Here is a 16,629-nt window from a genome sequence, read left to right as displayed (position 1 = left end):
AAAACGACTAAATCCGGTTTCCTTGTTACGTTCAATCCATTATTTCGGTTCGCGCTACACCACAACGTTCACAACCCCGCCTTCAACCAGCGCCCCGAATGAGTCATTCGCGACCTCGCTGCGGTGCCCGGCGAGCGAGCCGGAACTCACTCCTTGATGCGCGGGATCCGCTGCGTGACCTCGGGGTCCGCCTCGGCCAAAGCCTTCTTCTCGCGCCGCGACTTCAGGTACTCCAGCGCGATCGGCACCACCGACACGAGCACGATCAGCACGAAGATCGCGTCGACGTTGTCGCGGATGAAGCCGATGTTGCCCAGCAGCGAACCCAGGATCGTGATGCCCGCGGCCCACAGGATGCCGCCGAGGACCGTGTACGTGAAGTAGCGCTTCGGGTCCATGCGGCCGATGCCCGCGATCCACGTGATGAACGTACGGACGAACGGGACGAACCGGGCCAGCACGACCGCCTTGGGGCCGTGCTTCTCCAGGAACTCGTGGGTCTTGTCCACGTACTCGCGCTTGAAGAACTTCGAGTCCGGCCGGTTGAACAGCTTCGGGCCGACGAAGTAGCCGATGTAGTAACCGGCCACGTTGCCGAGCAGGGCCGACGCCGTCACCAGGACGCAGACCAGCCACAACGGGGCGTTCAGCGTTCCGTTCGCGATGAACAGGCCCGCCGTGAACAGCAGCGAATCACCCGGGAGGACCGGGAAGATGCTGCTCTCGATGAAGATGATCAGGCACAGCACCGCGATGACCGGTGTCGTCAGCCCGCTCAGCAGGTGCTGCGGGTCCAGCCATGACGGCAGCAGCGACATCGTGTTGACCGTGCTCTGGGCGAGAATCACCTGGAAAACGGTACAGGGTCACCCTGAGTCGTGACTGAGACCCGGTCAGACCAGCGTGAGCAGGCCGACCACGGACCCCGCGGCGAGCCCCAGCAGCACCGCCAGCAACAAGATCCAGTACGCGGGCAGCTGCGCCGACGTCCGCACCGGTTCCGGCTCCGGCGGACGCGGGGTGAACGTCGTCGGCGCCTCCGCCTCCAGGGCCGCGCGCTCGCGCTCCAGCGAGTCCGCGCTCGCCCCGGAGAGCAGCCCGTACGCCGACGGGAGCTCGTTGATCGCGCTGGTCGGGACCGCGTCGGTGGCCGGCTCAGCCCCGCGAGCGCCGGCCGCCGGCGAAGCCGAAGACGCCGGAGACGTCGAAGAAGCCGGAGTGGCCGGTGACGACGAAGACGTGTCGGACGCCTTGGGGGGCGGCGACACCTGCGGTGCGAAGACGGCTTGCGCGCGAAGGGCGTCCGCCAGCAGCTGCTCGGGGTCCTTCGGCTCGCTCATCTCCGCCCGTCCGCTCGCAACACCTACGTGCTCAAGGTAGCCGTACCCACCTCGGCGACCCATTCTCCCCGGCGCAACACCTTCGCCGGCCGCAGGTCCTGGTCGAGGACCACGACGTCGGCCTGGTAACCGGAGCACAGCATCCCGGTCCGGTCCGCGATGCCGAGCAGTTCCGCGGGCCGCTGCGACGTCGCGTGCACCGCGTCGAGGATGCCGAGTTTCGCACCCCGGACCAGATTGCGGAAGGCGGTGTCCATCGTCAGGGTGCTGCCGGCCAGCGAACCGTTGTCGGCGAGGGTGGCGACGCCGTCGTGGACGTCGACCTCGAGGCGGCCCAGCGTGTAGCGGCCGTCCGCGGCGTCGGTGGCCGACATCGCGTCGGTGATGAGGACCGTCCGGTTGCGGCCCGCGTGCTTGGCCGCCAGGCGGACCACCGTCGGGTGCAGGTGGACCAGGTCGCAGATCAGCTCGATCGTGATGCGCTCGTCGTCCAGCAGCGCACCGACCGGGCCGGGCTCGCGGTGGTGCAGCGGCCGCATGCCGTTGAACAGGTGGGTCGCCACCGTGGCACCCGCGTCGATCGCCGGCAGCAGCTGCTCCTCGACGCCGTCGGTGTGCCCGATGGCCGCGATCACGCCGGACTCGGCCAGCTGGCGGACGGCCTTCACGCCGCCGTGCAGCTCGGGGGCGATGGTGACCATCCGGATCGCGCCCTGGCCCGCGCGCAGGAGCTTCTCGACCGTGCCGGTGTCCGGTTCGAGCAGCGTCTCCGGGTCGTGCGCGCCGCAGCGGGCCTTCGAGATGAACGGCCCCTCCAGGTGGATGCCCGCGACCTCGCCGTCCTGGACGAGCTCACGCAGCGCCGCGACCTGCTCACGCAGGATGTCCACCGGGTCCGAGACCAGGCTGGCGAGCATGGTCGTGGTGCCGTGACGGCGGTGCGCCCGCACCGCCGTCAGGAGTTCCTCGGGATCGAGGGAGGTGAACGAAGCACCTCCCCCGCCGTGGCAGTGGGTGTCGACGAACCCGGGCACGACCAGTGCCCCACCGACGTCGACGTGCTCGCCCGACGGCGGGGTCCCGGAACCCACGCCGGCGATCCGCCCGTCGGACACGGCCACCCAGCCGTCGTCGAGTAAACGGTCCGGGGCGGCGACCCGGCCGCCCATGATCACGAAATCTCCGGCGCCTCTCACGCACCCCAGCATATATTGGTCTGGACCAAGCATGGTGATACGACTCAGTGATCGGAATGGTCCACCCGGGTCACTGTGGGGCTTGCATGGCCTTCTGGAGTGCCTCGAGCGCCCGGCTGGCGGTCGATTTAACGGTACCCTTGGAGATACCTGCGGCCTCAGAGATCTCGGCCTCGCTCAGCCCGCCGTAGTACCGCAGCACGAGCACTTCGCGCTGGCGGGGCGGCAGCTTCGACAGCGCGCTGACCACGGCCTGGTGCTCGCTGGAGAGCATCGCGAGGCTCTCCGCGGAGCGCGCGTTCACCGCGTGCGGGGGCACGTACTCGCGGGCCGTCTTGCGGCGGCGCAGCACGCTGCGCGACCCGTTGACCACCGCGGTGCGCAGGTAGCCGACCGCGGCCGCGGCGTCCCGGAGCCTGCCCCAGTTGCGGTGCAGGCCGGTGAAGGCCTCCTGGACCACGTCTTCCGCCGTCGCGGGCTCGTCCACCAGCAGAATCGCCAGCCGGACCAGCCGCATGCGGTGCTGGCGGTAGAGGTCTTCGAGGGTCAGCGGTGTCGGCGCCTGCGCCGGGGCCGGACCGTCCATGACCCGCAGGTGGCCGAGGGTCGCCTCGACGCTGCGTTCCGCATTGCCCTCGAGCATGAACCCCTGCCTGTTCTCGACCCCGGTTTGCACGGTGTGCCGCGTCAGCAGGTTCACGGTATTCACAGCGCTCACACAGGTACTGACGCACGCCCAGCCTATCGGGTTCAGATGCCGGTGCCACAGATCGGATGCTGGTACAGAACCGTGACACGGGTAGCGTCGGCGGTGTCCCGCCCGCGCCGATCCCGGAGATCCACATGGCCTGGTTCCTCGTCGAAATCACCTACGTCCAGGAGAAGATGCCGGACGTCCGGCCGCGTCACCGGGAGTTCCTGACCAGGCTGGCCGGCGAGGGCCGCGTCGCGGTCGCCGGGCCGCTCGGCGACGGCACCGGCGGCATCACGCTGTACCAGGCCGAGGACGAGGCGCACCTCAAGGAGACGATCGACCAGGACCCGTACTTCCTGGAAGGGGTCGTCGCGCAGCGGTCCATCCGCGAGTTCAAGCCGGTGATCGGCGCCTGGCTGCCGTCATAGGTCGAGCACGGTGCTGCCGCGGTCGACGCAGATCCGCACGGACCCGCCGGCCGCCGGCACCGCGCAGGTCCCGCAGAAACCCTGGCGGCACGAGTACGGCGTGCCGGGCCGCGCCGCCAGGAGGACGGCGAGCGCCGTGCGGTCGCCCGGCACCTCGAGCACCCGGCGTGACCTGCGCAAAGTCAGCCGGAACGGCGCTCCCGCGACGATCGGCGGTGGCGCGAACCGTTCGAAGTGGACGGCTTTGGCCGTGGTCAGCGCCAGGTCGGCGCGGACGCCGGTGATCATCGTCACCGGGCCGCAGCAGTAGACCGACGCGCCGTACGGGAGCCCTTCGAGGAGCTCGGCGCCGGACGCCGGGATGCCGAACTCGGTGTCCGGGCGGATCCACACGCGGTCGTCGTCCGGCAGCTCGCCGAGGAACGGCATCGACGCGCGGCTGCGGCCGGTGTAGACCAGCCGCCAGTCCGCGCCCGAGGCCACGCAGTGGCGGACCATCGGCAGGATCGGCGTGATCCCGATGCCGCCGGCGACGAAGAGGAACGGCCCGTCGCCGACCAGCGGGAACGTCGTCCGCGGGCCCCGGGCGGTGACGCGGGTGCCGGGGGCCAGTGCGCGGATTTCGCCCGACGCGGCGCCGATCCGCCGGACGGCGATCCGGTAGTGCGAGCGGTCGGCGGGGTCGCCGCACAGTGAATATTGCCTGGTCAGCCCGGACGGCAGCACCAGGTCGAGGTGCGCGCCCGGCCGCCAGGCCGGCAGCGGGGTGCCGTTGGCGAGGCGCAGGCTGACGACGCCGTCGGCCTCGGGCCGGATCGTTTCGACGGTCAGCGAAAGGTTCCGGTCCACGGTGCGCACGGGCGGCCGCCGCTTCCCGCTGAATTGCGACAACCGGCGGTAAACACCCACCACCCCGACCAAAGTGGACATCAGGTGGTCGGTGCGCGCGCTGCCGTCGAGCCGGGTGGGCCGGCCGAGGGTCACTCCGCGGCCCGGGCCGCGGGCGAACTCGCCAGGTAGGCCACCGCCTGCTCGGTGTTCCCGGTCTCGGACGGGTGATAGGTCTTCCGGAAGTACGGCCGGATCTCCCGCAGCAGCTCCCGCCCGGTCGGCAGCAGCCCCCGCTTCGCCGCCCGGCGATATCCGCCCAGCGACGCGCGGCCGGGGCGGGTCGGGTCGTTGCGCATCAGGTAGCGCGTACCGCGGGCGAAGACCCAGGCCAGCACCGGCGTCACCGCCGCCATGCTGCGCACCCGGCGCGTGTACCGCCCGTCGAGGTGCATGAACAGGTCGAACGCCACCGCTCGGTGCTCGACCTCTTCGGCGCCGTGCCAGCGCAACAGGTCCAGCATCACCGGGTCGGCGCCCGCCTGCTCCAGGGGCGCGTCGAGCACCCACTGGCCGAGGAACGCGGTGTAATGCTCGATCGCGGCGATGATCCCCAGCCGCTCGACCAGCCACTCTTCGGCGGCCCGCCCGGTCAGGGCGCGGTCGCCCAGCAGCTTCCGGAACAGCCACTCCATCTGCGCCACGAACGGCCGCACGCGCACGCCCGCCGCTTCGAGGTGCGCCGCCGCGCCGTCGTGGGCCTCGGCGTGCACCGCCTCCTGGCCGATGAAGCCGAGGACGTCCGCCCGGAGCCGCTCGTCACGGATCAGCGGCAGCGCCTGCTTGAACACCTCGACGAACCAGCGCTCGCCTTCGGGCAGCGCCAGGTGCAGCACGTTGACGGTGTGCGTGGCCTGTGGTTCGCCGGGGATCCAGTGCACCGGGAGCGCCGCCCAGCCGAACCGCACGTTCCGGGCGTGCAGGACGAGCTGTTCGTCCCCGGACGTCACGACGCCCGGCCGGACAGTTCGTAGTCGGCCGGGTCGACCTTGCGGGTCTCCAGCCAGTAGCGCCAGGTGAAGCCCGGCCAGATCGTCCGGTTCACGCCCTGGGCGTCGAGGTACCAGCTCTTGCAGCCGCCCTGCGTCCAGACGCCCTTGACCAGCTTGTCCTGGATCTCCCGCTGGAACTCGTCCTGCACGCCCGGCCGGACGTCGAGCGCGGCGGCACCGCGCGAATCGGCGAGCTTGATGGCGTCGACGACGTACCGCGCCTGCGACTCGATCATGAACACGACGGAGTTGTGGCCGAGCGCGGTGTTCGGGCCGAGCAGGAAGAACAGGTTCGGGTAGCCGGACACGGTGATGCCCTTGTGCGTCCGCATGCCCGCGCTCGCCCACTCCTTGGCGAGGTTGCGGCCGTCGACGCCGGTGATGTCGAGGTACTCCAGCGCGTCGGTCACCTTGAAGCCGGTGCCGTAGACGATCGCGTCGACCTCGTGCTCGACCCCGGCGGAGTCGACGATCGAGTGCGCCTTGACCTCCTTGATCCCGGCCGTGTTCACGTCGACGTTCGGCCGGGCCAGCGCCGGGTAGTAGTCGTTGGAGATCAGGACGCGCTTGCAGCCCATCGTGTAGTCCGGCGTGACCTTCTTGCGCAGCGCGCGGTCCTTGATGCCCTTCGCGATGTTCCGCTTCGCGATCAGCTCGCCGGCCTTCATGATCGCCGGGTGGCCGTTGAAGCCGATGGCCCGCGCCTCGAGCAGCCAGTACAGCGCGTTGCGGTACAGGCGCTGGGTGCCGGGGACGCGCTTGAACAGCGTCCGCGCCCACGACGGCATGGCGTGGTCGGGCTTGGGCATGATCCACGGCGGCGTCCGCTGGAACAGCGTCAGCTCGGCGACGTCGGGGGCGATCTTCGGGACGAACTGGACGGCGCTGGCGCCCGTGCCCACGACGGCGACCTTTTTGCCGCGCAGGTCGTACTCGTGGTTCCAGCGCGCGGAGTGCCAGGTCTGGCCCTTGAAGTCCGCGATCCCGGGCAGGTCGGGGATCTGCGGGATGTGCAGGCCGCCGACGCCGGAGACGAGGAACTGCGCGACGAACTCGCGGCCGTCCCTGGTCGTCGCCGTCCAGCGGCGCTCGCGCTCGTCCCAGTGGGCGCCGGTCAGCTCGACGCCGAAGCGGATCTTCTCGCGCAGCCGGTACTTGTCCGCGACACCCTTGAGGTAGTCGAAGATCTCCGGCTGCGGCGAGAACGACCGTGACCAGCCCGGGTTCTGCTCGTACGAGAACGAGTACATGTGCGACTGCACGTCGCACGCGCACCCGGGGTAGGAGTTGTCGCGCCAGGTACCGCCCACCTCGGCGGCCTTCTCCAGGATCACGTAGTCCCGGATACCGGCCTTCTCGAGCTGGATCGCCTGGCCGAGCCCGGAAAACCCGGTGCCCACGATCACGACCTTGAACCGCTCGGTCATCTGTCGGCCTCCGCTGCGTCGGGGATCCTGCCCAGATGACGTTACCTCAGGTAACAGTTACTTGGAAGTACCGGCTACTGATCAGTACGTCCCGCCGAGCTTGCCGTGGTTCCAGCTGACGACCTTGGTCGGCCGGAAGATCAGCCCGACGCGCTTGGCGGCTTGACCTGCGATGAAGGCGCTCAGCTCGGCGGTCGCCGGGTCACCTGGCTTGGCCCCCGAATACCGCTGCATGAGCGCGGTCCCCATCCGGGTGACCTCGTCGGTGTCCTCGACGATCTCGACGTCGGCCTCGAACGAGACGCCGCGGAGCTTCTCGTAGCTGTCGCCGTCCTCGACGAGCACGGTCGCCTCGGGCAGCCGCCGGAGGTTCTTCGCCTTCTGCGACGTGCTGTACGTCCAGGTCGCGACGCCGTCCTCGTGCGGGAAGTACCAGAGCGGCGCGAGGTGCGGCCGGCCGTTCGGGCCGATGCTGGCGACGTTGATGACCTTCTGCCCGGCGAGGTACTCCCGCACCTCGTCCGCGGTCATCCTGATCTGGTCGCGACGGGACATCTTCACCCCTTGGTGGCGGCTCGCCCGCCGTGGCCGGTGACCGCCGACTCGAACGCGCCGCGCGCCTCGATGTCGGCCAGCGCGGCCTTGTCCGCCGAAGGTACCCGGCTGCGGGAGCCGATCTCGACTACCGGCGGCAGGAAGGCGCGGAACAGCTTGAGGCCGCCGACCCAGCGCGGCACGTGGATGGTCCGGGCGCGCTTGAGGATGCCCGCTTCGAGGTCGTCCAGGGCCACGTCCAGCGGGTACGTCTTGCCGATCAGGCCGGGCATCGACGCGCGGAGCTTGCCGAACACCGGGTGCGCGTCGGCGCTCTCGACGAGGTCCGTGCGGATCCACGTCGGGTGCGCGACGCCGACCTTGACGCCCAGGTGCGCGACCTCGGCGCGGAGGCTGTTGGAGAACGCTTCTACGCCGGCCTTCGCGGCGGAGTAGTTCGCCATCCCCGGTGCGTGCGTGATCGCGGCGAGCGACGAAATCGCCAGCAGGTAGCCCTTGCGCTCGATGACGTGCGGGAGCGTGACGCGGAACGTGCGCCAGACGCCGAGCAGGTCGACCTCGATGACCTTCTCGAACGCGGCCCGGTCGACCGAGCGGACGAAGCCCGCGGTCGCGATGCCGGCGTTCGCTATGACGATGTCGATCCCGCCGAAGTGCTCGACGACGCTCGCCGTCGCGCGCTCGAGCGCGTCCCAGCTGGTGACGTCGGCTTCCCAGGATCGCGCGTTCGGGCCGATCCGGTCGGCGACCTTCTTCTGCTCGTCGGCTTCGAGGCCGACGAGGGCGACCTTGGCGCCGCGGGCGGCCAGCCGTTCGGCGAGGCCGGCGCCGATGCCGCGGGCCGCGCCGGTGATCAGCACGACCTTGCCGTCGACCTTCTTGGTGCCGCTCAGCAGCGAAAACGGGTTGGCCACGGTGCCCTCCTGGACGTCGAACGTCGCTCTCGGAGGGCACCGTACCTCAACTTACCCGCAGTAAGCTACTCGAAAGTAGGTGCTAGGCCTCGCTCAGCGCGGTGACTTCGGCGTCGGTGAGGTCGAGGCTCACCGAGGCGATGAGATCGGTGAGCTGCTCGGGCGTCCGGGCGCTGGCGATCGGCGCGGCGACCGTCGGCTGCCGCCGCAGCCAGGCGAGCGACACTGTGGAGACCGAGACGCCGTGCGCCTGGGCGACCTCGTCGAGCTTGGCCAGCACGCGCTCGCCATGGCTGTCCAAATAGGACTCCGCGCGGGCGGCGCGCGGGCTGTCGCTTTCGGCACCCTTCGTGCGGTACTTGCCGGTGAGAAAGCCCTTCGCGAGGGCGAAGTACGGCAGGGTCGCGAGGCCTTCGCGCTCGACGAGGGGGGCGAGGTCGCGCTCGTAGTCCCGCTCGACCAGGTTGTAGTGCGGCTGCAGCACCGCGTAGCGGGCAAGACCATTCCGGTCCGAAATGGACAGTGCATCGGTGAGCCGCTCGGCACTGTAGTTGGACGCGCCGAGGTGGCGGACCTTGCCCGCGCGAACCAGCGCGTCGAACGCCGTGAGCGTCTCCTCGAGCGGGGTGTCCGGGTCGTCCCGGTGCGCGTAGTAGAGGTCGATGTGGTCGGTTTTGAGGCGGCGCAGCGAGTCCTCGGCCGCAGCCTGGATGTTCTTCGCGGACAGGCCCGGCCGGCCGTCCCACAGGCCGACCTTGGTCGCGACGACGACGTCGTCCCGGTTGCCGCGCGCGGCCAGCCAGTTGCCGAGGATCTCCTCGGAGCCGCCCCCGCCGCCGTAGAGGTCGGCCGTGTCCACGAAGTTGCCTCCGGCCGCGGTGTAGGCGTCGAGCACGGAGAAGGACTGCGGCTCGTCCGCTGTCCAGCCGAAGACGTTGCCGCCGAGGTTCAGCCCGTACACGTCGAGGTCGGTGTTTCCCAGCTTGGTCATGTCTTCGACAGTAATTCGCCGATCCCGGGAGGAAAATCGCGGTCTCGTGCGTTGGGGTGTTCCATGGCTATCGAACTGGGCAAGCTCGGGATCTGGCGGTACCACGCGAACGTCGACGCGAAGTTCGCGGCGGAGGCGGAGAAGCTCGGCTACGGCGCGATCTGGCTGGGCGGCTCGCCCAGCGGGGACGACCTCGCGTCCGTGGACGGCATTCTGGAAGCGACGGACTCGCTGGTCATCGCGACCGGCATCGTGAACATCTGGCAGGACGAGCCCGCGGACATCGCCCGCGTGTACGAGCGCATCGCGGGCAAGTACCCGGACCGCTTCCTCCTGGGCGTCGGCGCGGGCCACCGCGAAGCGACGAAGGAGTACAAGAAGCCGTACGCGGCGCTGGTCGACTACCTGGACGGCCTCGACGCCGCGGGCGTGCCGGTGTCCGGCCGGGCCCTGGCGGCGCTGGGTCCGAAGGTGGTGGCGTTGTCAGGCGAGCGCACGGCCGGCGCCCACCCGTACCTGACGACACCGGAGCACACCCGCGGCACCCGGGAGATCCTGGGGGCGGGCAAGCTGCTGGCCCCGGAGCACAAGGTCGTCCTGTCGACCGACGCCGACGAGGCCCGTGCGATCGGCCGCAACACGGTGAAGTACTACCTCGGGCTGTCGAACTACGTCGCCAACCTGCGGAAGCTGGGCTTCACGGACGAGGACCTCGAGGGCGAGGGCAGCGACCGCCTGGTCGACGCGCTGGCGCTGCACGGCGACGCGGCGGCGATCGCCCCCGGCCTGGCGGCCCACCTGGAAGCGGGGGCGGACCAGGTGGTCGTCCAGGTGCTCAACGAGGACCCGTGGCCCGCGTACCGCGCGCTGGCTTCCGAGCTGCTGTGATCCCCGTCCGGCCGCCGGCTCGCCCGGCGGCCGGACGCATCCCTTCTGAACCGATCCGACGTGCGGGAAAGTTTCTGCGCGGGGACCGGTGTGCGGCGACGGCGGACCTCGTACGATGCGGTCGGGACCACCCTGTGCCAAGGAGGAGTAACGATGCCCATCGCCACCCCCGAGGTCTACGCGGAGATGCTCGACCGGGCCAAGGCGAACGAGTTCGCCTACCCGGCCATCAACGTGACCTCGTCCGAAACCGTGAACGCCGCCATCCGCGGCTTCGCCGAGGCGGAGAGCGACGGCATCATCCAGTTCTCCACCGGCGGTGCGGAGTTCGCGTCCGGCCAGAAGGTCAAGGACATGGTGACCGGCGCGACCGCGCTGGCGGAGTTCGCCCAGGTCGTCGCGGCGAAGTACGACATCAACGTCGCACTGCACACCGACCACTGCCCGAAGGACAAGCTGGACGGTTTCGTCCGCCCGCTGATCGAGATCTCGGCCGAGCGCGTCAAGAACGGCCAGAACCCGCTGTTCCAGTCCCACATGTGGGACGGCTCGGCGATCGACCTCGACGAGAACCTCGAGATCGCGCAGGAGCTGCTGGCCAAGACGGCGGCCGCGAACATCATCCTCGAGGTCGAGATCGGCGTCGTCGGCGGCGAGGAAGACGGCGTCGAGGCGGAGATCAACGAGAAGCTGTACACCGCCGAAGGCGACTTCCTGAAGACGATCGACGCACTCGGCGCGGGCGAGAAGGGCCGCTACCTGCTGGCGGCGACGTTCGGCAACGTCCACGGCGTGTACAAGCCGGGCAACGTGAAGCTGCGCCCGGACGTGCTGAAGGGCGGTCAGGAGGCGGCGTCGAAGAAGCTCGGCCTGGACGCGGGTTCGAAGCCGTTCGAGCTGGTCTTCCACGGCGGCTCGGGCTCGCTCCCGGAGGAGATCCGCGAGGCGGTGTCCTACGGCGTGGTGAAGATGAACGTCGACACGGACACGCAGTACGCGTTCACCCGCCCGATCGTGGACCACTTCTTCAAGAACTACGACGGCGTCCTGAAGATCGACGGCGAGGTCGGCAACAAGAAGGTCTACGACCCGCGGTCGTACCTGAAGGCCGCGGAGGCCGGCATGGCCCAGCGCGTGGTCGAGGCCTGCCAGGCCCTGGGGTCGGCGGGCACCAAGCTGAAGTAGGTCTCTTCGCGCGAAGGGCCGCCACGGGGTTTCCGTGGCGGCCCTTCGTCGTGTTCAGGCCGATTCGGCGACCGAGCGCCGCGCTGCCCACCTCCGAGTCAGCGGTTCCGCGCCGGCCCACAGGGCGAACACCCCGGCCAGCACCACCGCGGCCGTCCAGTACGCCGCCGGTGGGGCCGACTCCGTGTGCGCGTCCCCGAGCACCCACGGGCGGAACTGCGACTGCAGCCAGAACGCCCCGTAACCGAACGCCGTCACCAGCAGCGCCCCTGCGCCTGCCTGCACGACCCCGACCCCGACGGAGAACGCCAGGTCCACGGCGAGACCCACGAAGAGCAGGTAGAACGGCACCGTCGACACCGGGAACCCCAGCCCGAGCAGCAGCGGCCACATCACCGACCGATAGGCGACGTACGCGAGCGCCACCGAAGAGGCCGCCCAGCGGAACCCGAGGGTCTTCCGGGCCAGCACCAGGATCAACGCCATCACGCCGATGCCCCACAGCGGGTACACCCACTCCGGGATCGGCATCGTGAAGTGCAGCACAGCCGTCCGGTCGACCGGGTGCCCGATCTGGTTGGCCGCGAAGTCCAGCAGCGACTTCTCCGCCTCCGGCTCGCCGCGCTCCCAGGCGCGCAGGCCGAGGATGCCGTACTCCTGCTGGCCGTTCGGGAAGAACGTGTTCTCCAGGAAGAACGCCCACAGCGCGAGCAGCACGCCGGTCCGGAAGCGCCCCGGCGGGGACAGCCGGAGCCAGCCGAGCAGGACACCGGCCTGCATGATGCCCGTGCCCAGGTAGAGCATCATGTGCGACGGGCTCCACGCGGTCAGGTCGAGGCCGTTGACGCGGTGGTTGATGACGTCCAGCGGGGCCGCCACCAGGAACGTCAGCAGGCCGACCTGCATCAGCCGCAGCGACGTCTTGTCGGCGCCGAGACCCGTGTAGCTGTGGATCGCCACCAGCACCACGATGATCACCGTGCCGACGGTGTTGATCAGGTGCGGCGGCGCCAGGTCGTCGCGCAGCCACATGAAGTGCCACGACATGTCCCACGACGAGCCGACCAGCTTGAACGCGAACGCCGCCAGCCACATCCCGTAGCAGAACCGGAGCACCCAGTCCGGGGTCGGCTGCCCGGGGGCACCGCGGTGCCAGTGCCGCGTGAAGAACAGCCGCGTCTTGCCGACGGGACTGCGCGGAATGACGTCCACCGGGACGTCGACTGCCTTGGCCATGCCGGACATCATCGCCGGTCATGGTCACGAGCGTGCAAAGACGCCGAAAAACCCGGGTTCCCCCCGACCTTCTTCCCCGCCGCCACCCTCGACGGAGGCGCTTCGCGCCCAGGGTTCACCCCTACGGGTGGGCGACTTGCTCCGGGCCGCCCCGGCTTGGCATGGTGTGCCGCCATGATGCCGAAACGAGTTGTCGCGGCGGTGCTCGTCGCCGCGCTGGTGCTGGCCGGCGGCGGGATTCTCGCGGGCTTGTTCTTCTGATCCGGGGGCATGGGCACAATGACCCCATGACGCACAACCTGCTCGGCCCCGAGCCGACGCTGCTGCCCGAGCACACCGCCGCCCAGGCCGCGCTCGACGCCGGGACCGACCCGGCCACCGTCGCGGCCGAACACCCCGACTACAGCGAGGCCTGGGCTTCGCTGGCCGAGAAGGCCTTCGACGCGGGCGAGACCGTCGCCGCGTACGCGTACGCCCGCACCGGCTACCACCGGGGTCTCGACCAGCTGCGCCGCGCGGGCTGGAAGGGCTTCGGCCCGGTGCCCTGGGCGCACCGCCCCAACCAGGGGTTCCTCCGCGCCCTCGCCGTCCTGGGCAAGGCCGCCGGGAAGATCGGCGAGGCCGAGGAGTTCGAACGCTGCCGGACGTTCCTCGCCGACTCCGACCCCGCCGCCGCGGAAGCCACCGGCCTGAAGTGACGCCGCGGGCCCGGGACCACGCGGTCCCGGGCCCTCCGGCCTCAGAACCAGCCGCAGTTGACCGGCGCCGGCAGGCCGGCGAAGCGGCCTTCGAGCCAGGCGAACGCCTCCGGGTACGCCCGCACCGCGCCGAGCACGTGCGTGGGCACCAGTGACGTGCTGAACTGGACCTTCACGCCCTTGCCGCACCACGTCCGGCCCAGGTCGCGGTCCTGCGCGTAGGGGACGATGTCGTCGAGCGCGCTGTGCACGATCAGCACCGGCGCCGTCGGCTTCAGCGTCCCGATCTTCTGCTCGGCCACGCGGGAGGCGTACGGCTCGTCGCCGAGGTACGCGGTGAGCGAGCGGCCGTCGGTGGTCAGCGTCGAGGACTGCGTGAAGGCGTGCGCGGCGATCGCCTCCACCGTGCACTCGGTGCGGACCTGCTCGAACAGCTGCTTCCCGCGCGCGTTGAGCAGCGCCGGGATGTTCAGCTCGGGGTAGGCGTAGTTCATGCTCACCAGCGCGAAACCGAGGAAGCCGACCGCGTAGTGGCCGTCGAGGTTCTTGGCGACCTCGGCGAGGTCCGCCGGCACCGCCCCCGCGTACGCGCCCTTCAAGTTCAGCTCGGGTGCGTAGCTCGGCTGCAGCTCCGCCGCCGCGGCCGACGCGCCGCCGCCCTGGGAGTAGCCCGCGATCGCGACCGGGCCGTCGTCCGGGAGGCCCGCCTCCGGCAGCCGCTGCGCCGCGCGGATCGCGTCGAGCACGGCGTGGCCCTCGGACGCGCGGTTGACGTACGTGTGGTCCCCGGGCGTGCCCAGCCCTTCGTAGTCGGTGACGACGACCCCGTACCCCCGCGTCAGCAGCCCCGCGATGAACGGCCCTTCGTACTCGAAGCCCGCGGCAAGCGCTTTCGACGGCGCGCAGTCGTCGCCCTCGCCCTGGGTGCCGACGGCGTAGGAGACGATCGGGCGCACCCCGGCGCCGTGCCACGCCGACCGCGGGGTCAGCACCGTGCCGGTGACGGCGATCGGCGAGCCGTGCGTGTCGGTGCTGCGGTACATGATCCGCTGCACGTTCGCGTCGGCCTTGATCAGCTGGATGGGATCGATGTAGAACGTCGACGTCTCGTGCCGGATGAGGTCACCGTTGCGGCCGGCGGGCAGGGGGGACGGCGGATCGTAGAAGGACGCGGCGGAGGCCGGTGGCGGGCCCAGCGTCGCCAGTCCCAGAACGGAAACCGTGGCGACGGCCGCGGAGAGGGCGCGGCGGAGGAAGATACGCATGCTTGCTCCTCGTTGAGCAGGTCGAGTGCGCGGGGAAACACCTTTTTAGACAGAGGTGTCGGAAAAAGAATCACGTGAGGTGGACCACCATGTCAAGCCCGGCTCCGCGCGGGCGGCCGCGCAAGCTCCCGGTTTCGGAGCAGCGCGCCCGCGTGCTGAACGCGACGGCGAGGGTGGTCGGGCAGCACGGGATGCAGGGCGCGACGATCGAGCAGATCGCGCGTGAGGCCGGCGTCTCGCGCCAAGCCGTCTACGAGCAGTTCGGCGACCGGGCGACGCTGTTCGCCGAGGTCGTGGCGGACACCGAAGAGAGGGCTTTCACCGCCATCGCGGGGCCGTCGGTGGCCGACGAGCAGCCCGGCCTGCGGGCCTGGGCGCGGGCCAACTACGCCAACATGGTCACCTTCGTCGCCGACCACCCCGAGGGCTACGGCGTGCTCCGCGCGGCCGAGCGGGCGGGCGACCCCGCTCTCACCCGGTTGAGGGAGAGGCTGGCCGTCGTCTACGCCGAAGCCAGCCGCAAGCGGTGGGCCGCCCACGGCATCGACTCGGGCCGGGCGGACCGCGCGCTCGTCACGCTCTTCTTCGCGATGACCGAGTCACTGGTCCAGGCCACCTGGGACGGCGAGCCGCCGGACCAGGACGCGCTGATCGACCTGCTCACCGAATTCACCGTGGGTGGCGTCGCCCGCCTGCAGACCAAGGCGAGCGACGTCATCGACCGGCTGCGGTAGGGCTAAGCCGCGGCCAAGGCTGTCGCGACCGACCCCACGACCCGGTTGCGCCCGCCGTGTTTGGCCGCGTACACGGCCGCGTCGGCGGACGCCATCACCTCCTCGATGGACGAGCCGTCCAGCGGGTACGCGGCGACGCCGATCGACGCCGTCTGCCGTTCGATGTCGACGGCGGCGCCCGCGTTGGTCGTGGTGCTGATGATCAGCTCGCTGACCCGTTGCCGGATCCGCTCCGCCGTGACGATCGCGTCTTCTTTGGACGTCGAAGGCAGCAGGGCGACGAACTCTTCGCCGCCGAACCGGCCGACCAGGTCGTGCGCCCGGGTCTCCTGCCTGACCACGGCGGCGACCGCCTTGAGCACGTCGTCCCCCGCGAGGTGCCCGTAGGTGTCGTTGATCCGCTTGAAGTGGTCGAGGTCGATCATCATGGCGCCGAAGCTGCCGTTCTCCCGCTCCGCACGCGAGATCTCGCGCTGCGCGCCGTCCTGCCAGGTGGTGGCGTTGAGCAGCTGCGTCTTCTGGTCGGTCGTGGCCAGCTCTTCCAGCCGCTTGATCAGCACGGACCGCTGCAGCACGTAGAGCGGCAGGATGACCAGCACCGACAGGAGCGGCTCCTCGTTGAGCACCATCACCAGCAGCGCGCCGACGCACAATGTGGACAGCTCGAGCAGGTTGTCGTCCATGTTGCCGAGGCACGACACCGGGGTCGCGCTCTTCGGGTCGGCCAGGTACAGGCCGAGGCCGGTGAGCGCGGTGTTGACCGTGAAGAAGGCCAGCGCGGCCAGCGTCACCGTCGCCACCCCGCTGCCGATGGTCATGTGACCGACGACACCCGCGGAGAAGGCCGAGAGGATCATCGTGGTGGCGTTCGCGGCCACGCGGTGAAATTCACCCGGACGGGTGCCGGACCAACTACGGAACGCGAGGTAGACGTACAGCACCACCCCGAGTGCGGCGATCAGCTGGGCCGGCAGCAGCAGGCCGGCGGGCAGCAGCCAGACCGAAGTCATCGAGATGTAAGGCCCGCTGCTGAGGATGCGGCGCTGCCGCTCCAGCCGCCTGCTGACCTCGGTCTGCGCCACGGCCAAGGCCGTGAGCAGCAGAAACGTGCCCAGTTGGGCGACGGTGACCGGTACGGTCAACAGCGAGACGGCCGTCCAGCTCAGCATGACCGTGATGGCGGTCAGCGTCGCGATGA

The 16,629-nt window shown here is 70.2% G+C and carries 18 protein-coding genes; 5 read left to right on the top strand and 13 right to left on the bottom strand.

The window, feature by feature from the left end; genetic code table 11:
* Nucleotides 1-146 precede the first annotated feature (146 nt).
* The 4 genes from AB0F52_RS05965 to AB0F52_RS05950 form a co-directional block, all read right to left on the bottom strand.
* Complete coding sequence (locus tag AB0F52_RS05965; RefSeq protein WP_360165017.1) at nucleotides 147-848, bottom strand: VTT domain-containing protein; 702 nt, start codon at nucleotides 846-848, stop codon at nucleotides 147-149.
* 45 nt (nucleotides 849-893) lie between these two features.
* Nucleotides 894-1,340 (bottom strand): hypothetical protein, encoded by a 447-nt coding sequence (locus AB0F52_RS05960; protein WP_360165015.1) that lies wholly within the window; start codon nucleotides 1,338-1,340, stop codon nucleotides 894-896.
* 23 nt (nucleotides 1,341-1,363) lie between these two features.
* Nucleotides 1,364-2,515 carry an N-acetylglucosamine-6-phosphate deacetylase gene (gene nagA, locus AB0F52_RS05955; RefSeq protein WP_360166566.1) on the bottom strand — a complete coding sequence of 384 codons (1,152 nt, stop codon included), beginning with the start codon at nucleotides 2,513-2,515 and terminating at the stop codon, nucleotides 1,364-1,366.
* Nucleotides 2,516-2,606: 91 nt separating this feature from the next.
* Complete coding sequence (locus tag AB0F52_RS05950; RefSeq protein ID WP_199191266.1) at nucleotides 2,607-3,179, bottom strand: SigE family RNA polymerase sigma factor; 573 nt, start codon at nucleotides 3,177-3,179, stop codon at nucleotides 2,607-2,609.
* 200 nt (nucleotides 3,180-3,379) lie between these two features.
* On the opposite strand from AB0F52_RS05950, the gene AB0F52_RS05945 reads away from it, so the two are divergent.
* Nucleotides 3,380-3,658 (top strand): YciI family protein, encoded by a 279-nt coding sequence (locus AB0F52_RS05945; RefSeq protein WP_360166562.1) that lies wholly within the window; start codon nucleotides 3,380-3,382, stop codon nucleotides 3,656-3,658.
* Here AB0F52_RS05945 and AB0F52_RS05940 read toward each other — a convergent pair.
* The 6 genes from AB0F52_RS05940 to AB0F52_RS05915 all read right to left on the bottom strand — a co-directional run bounded on the left by AB0F52_RS05940 (nucleotide 3,653) and on the right by AB0F52_RS05915 (nucleotide 9,425).
* Nucleotides 3,653-4,642, bottom strand: a complete 990-nt coding sequence (locus tag AB0F52_RS05940; protein WP_360165013.1) for a PDR/VanB family oxidoreductase — start codon at nucleotides 4,640-4,642, stop codon at nucleotides 3,653-3,655. The two genes, AB0F52_RS05945 and AB0F52_RS05940, sit on opposite strands and share 6 nt — an antisense overlap.
* Nucleotides 4,639-5,496: a metal-dependent hydrolase gene (locus AB0F52_RS05935; protein WP_360165011.1), complete on the bottom strand. Its 858-nt coding sequence runs from the start codon at nucleotides 5,494-5,496 to the stop codon at nucleotides 4,639-4,641. Before AB0F52_RS05935 ends, AB0F52_RS05940 begins: the two co-directional genes overlap by 4 nt.
* Entirely contained in the window at nucleotides 5,493-6,965 is a 1,473-nt protein-coding gene (locus tag AB0F52_RS05930) for an NAD(P)/FAD-dependent oxidoreductase (protein WP_360165009.1), read from the bottom strand. The genes AB0F52_RS05935 and AB0F52_RS05930 overlap by 4 nt, the downstream gene beginning before the upstream one ends.
* A gap of 81 nt (nucleotides 6,966-7,046) precedes the next feature.
* Entirely contained in the window at nucleotides 7,047-7,520 is a 474-nt protein-coding gene (locus tag AB0F52_RS05925; RefSeq protein WP_360165007.1) for a pyridoxamine 5'-phosphate oxidase family protein, read from the bottom strand.
* Between the two features lie 2 nt (nucleotides 7,521-7,522).
* Nucleotides 7,523-8,434: an SDR family oxidoreductase gene (locus AB0F52_RS05920; protein ID WP_360165005.1), complete on the bottom strand. Its 912-nt coding sequence runs from the start codon at nucleotides 8,432-8,434 to the stop codon at nucleotides 7,523-7,525.
* 82 nt (nucleotides 8,435-8,516) lie between these two features.
* Nucleotides 8,517-9,425 (bottom strand): aldo/keto reductase, encoded by a 909-nt coding sequence (locus AB0F52_RS05915; RefSeq protein WP_360165003.1) that lies wholly within the window; start codon nucleotides 9,423-9,425, stop codon nucleotides 8,517-8,519.
* A 63-nt stretch (nucleotides 9,426-9,488) separates the two neighbouring features.
* Here AB0F52_RS05915 and AB0F52_RS05910 point away from each other — a divergent pair, with 63 nt between their 5' ends.
* Together AB0F52_RS05910 and fbaA are read left to right on the top strand one after the other, a co-directional pair.
* Nucleotides 9,489-10,313 carry an LLM class F420-dependent oxidoreductase gene (locus AB0F52_RS05910; RefSeq protein WP_360165001.1) on the top strand — a complete coding sequence of 275 codons (825 nt, stop codon included), beginning with the start codon at nucleotides 9,489-9,491 and terminating at the stop codon, nucleotides 10,311-10,313.
* A gap of 153 nt (nucleotides 10,314-10,466) precedes the next feature.
* Nucleotides 10,467-11,498, top strand: coding sequence for a class II fructose-bisphosphate aldolase (gene fbaA, locus AB0F52_RS05905; RefSeq protein WP_360164999.1), 1,032 nt, complete (start codon nucleotides 10,467-10,469; stop codon nucleotides 11,496-11,498).
* 54 nt (nucleotides 11,499-11,552) lie between these two features.
* Here the strand turns inward: fbaA and AB0F52_RS05900 are convergent, their stop codons facing one another.
* Entirely contained in the window at nucleotides 11,553-12,734 is a 1,182-nt protein-coding gene (locus AB0F52_RS05900) for a hypothetical protein (protein ID WP_360164997.1), read from the bottom strand.
* Nucleotides 12,735-13,021: 287 nt separating this feature from the next.
* On the opposite strand from AB0F52_RS05900, the gene AB0F52_RS05895 reads away from it, so the two are divergent.
* Nucleotides 13,022-13,432, top strand: a complete 411-nt coding sequence (locus AB0F52_RS05895; RefSeq protein WP_360164995.1) for a DUF3151 domain-containing protein — start codon at nucleotides 13,022-13,024, stop codon at nucleotides 13,430-13,432.
* A 41-nt stretch (nucleotides 13,433-13,473) separates the two neighbouring features.
* Here AB0F52_RS05895 and AB0F52_RS05890 read toward each other — a convergent pair whose 3' ends face one another.
* Nucleotides 13,474-14,697: a lipase family protein gene (locus tag AB0F52_RS05890; protein ID WP_360164993.1), complete on the bottom strand. Its 1,224-nt coding sequence runs from the start codon at nucleotides 14,695-14,697 to the stop codon at nucleotides 13,474-13,476.
* Between the two features lie 89 nt (nucleotides 14,698-14,786).
* Here AB0F52_RS05890 and AB0F52_RS05885 point away from each other — a divergent pair, with 89 nt between their 5' ends.
* On the top strand, nucleotides 14,787-15,431 hold the full coding sequence (locus AB0F52_RS05885) for a TetR/AcrR family transcriptional regulator (protein ID WP_103337962.1): 645 nt from the start codon (nucleotides 14,787-14,789) through the stop codon (nucleotides 15,429-15,431).
* A 2-nt stretch (nucleotides 15,432-15,433) separates the two neighbouring features.
* On the opposite strand, the gene AB0F52_RS05880 is transcribed toward AB0F52_RS05885, so the two are convergent.
* Nucleotides 15,434-16,597, bottom strand: a complete 1,164-nt coding sequence (locus AB0F52_RS05880) for a GGDEF domain-containing protein (protein WP_360166559.1) — start codon at nucleotides 16,595-16,597, stop codon at nucleotides 15,434-15,436.
* Nucleotides 16,598-16,629: the final 32 nt, after the last annotated feature.

The organism is Amycolatopsis sp. NPDC024027, from assembly GCF_040638975.1.
GTDB lineage: Bacteria > Actinomycetota > Actinomycetes > Mycobacteriales > Pseudonocardiaceae > Amycolatopsis.
This window is presented reverse-complemented; position numbering and strand designations above follow the sequence as displayed.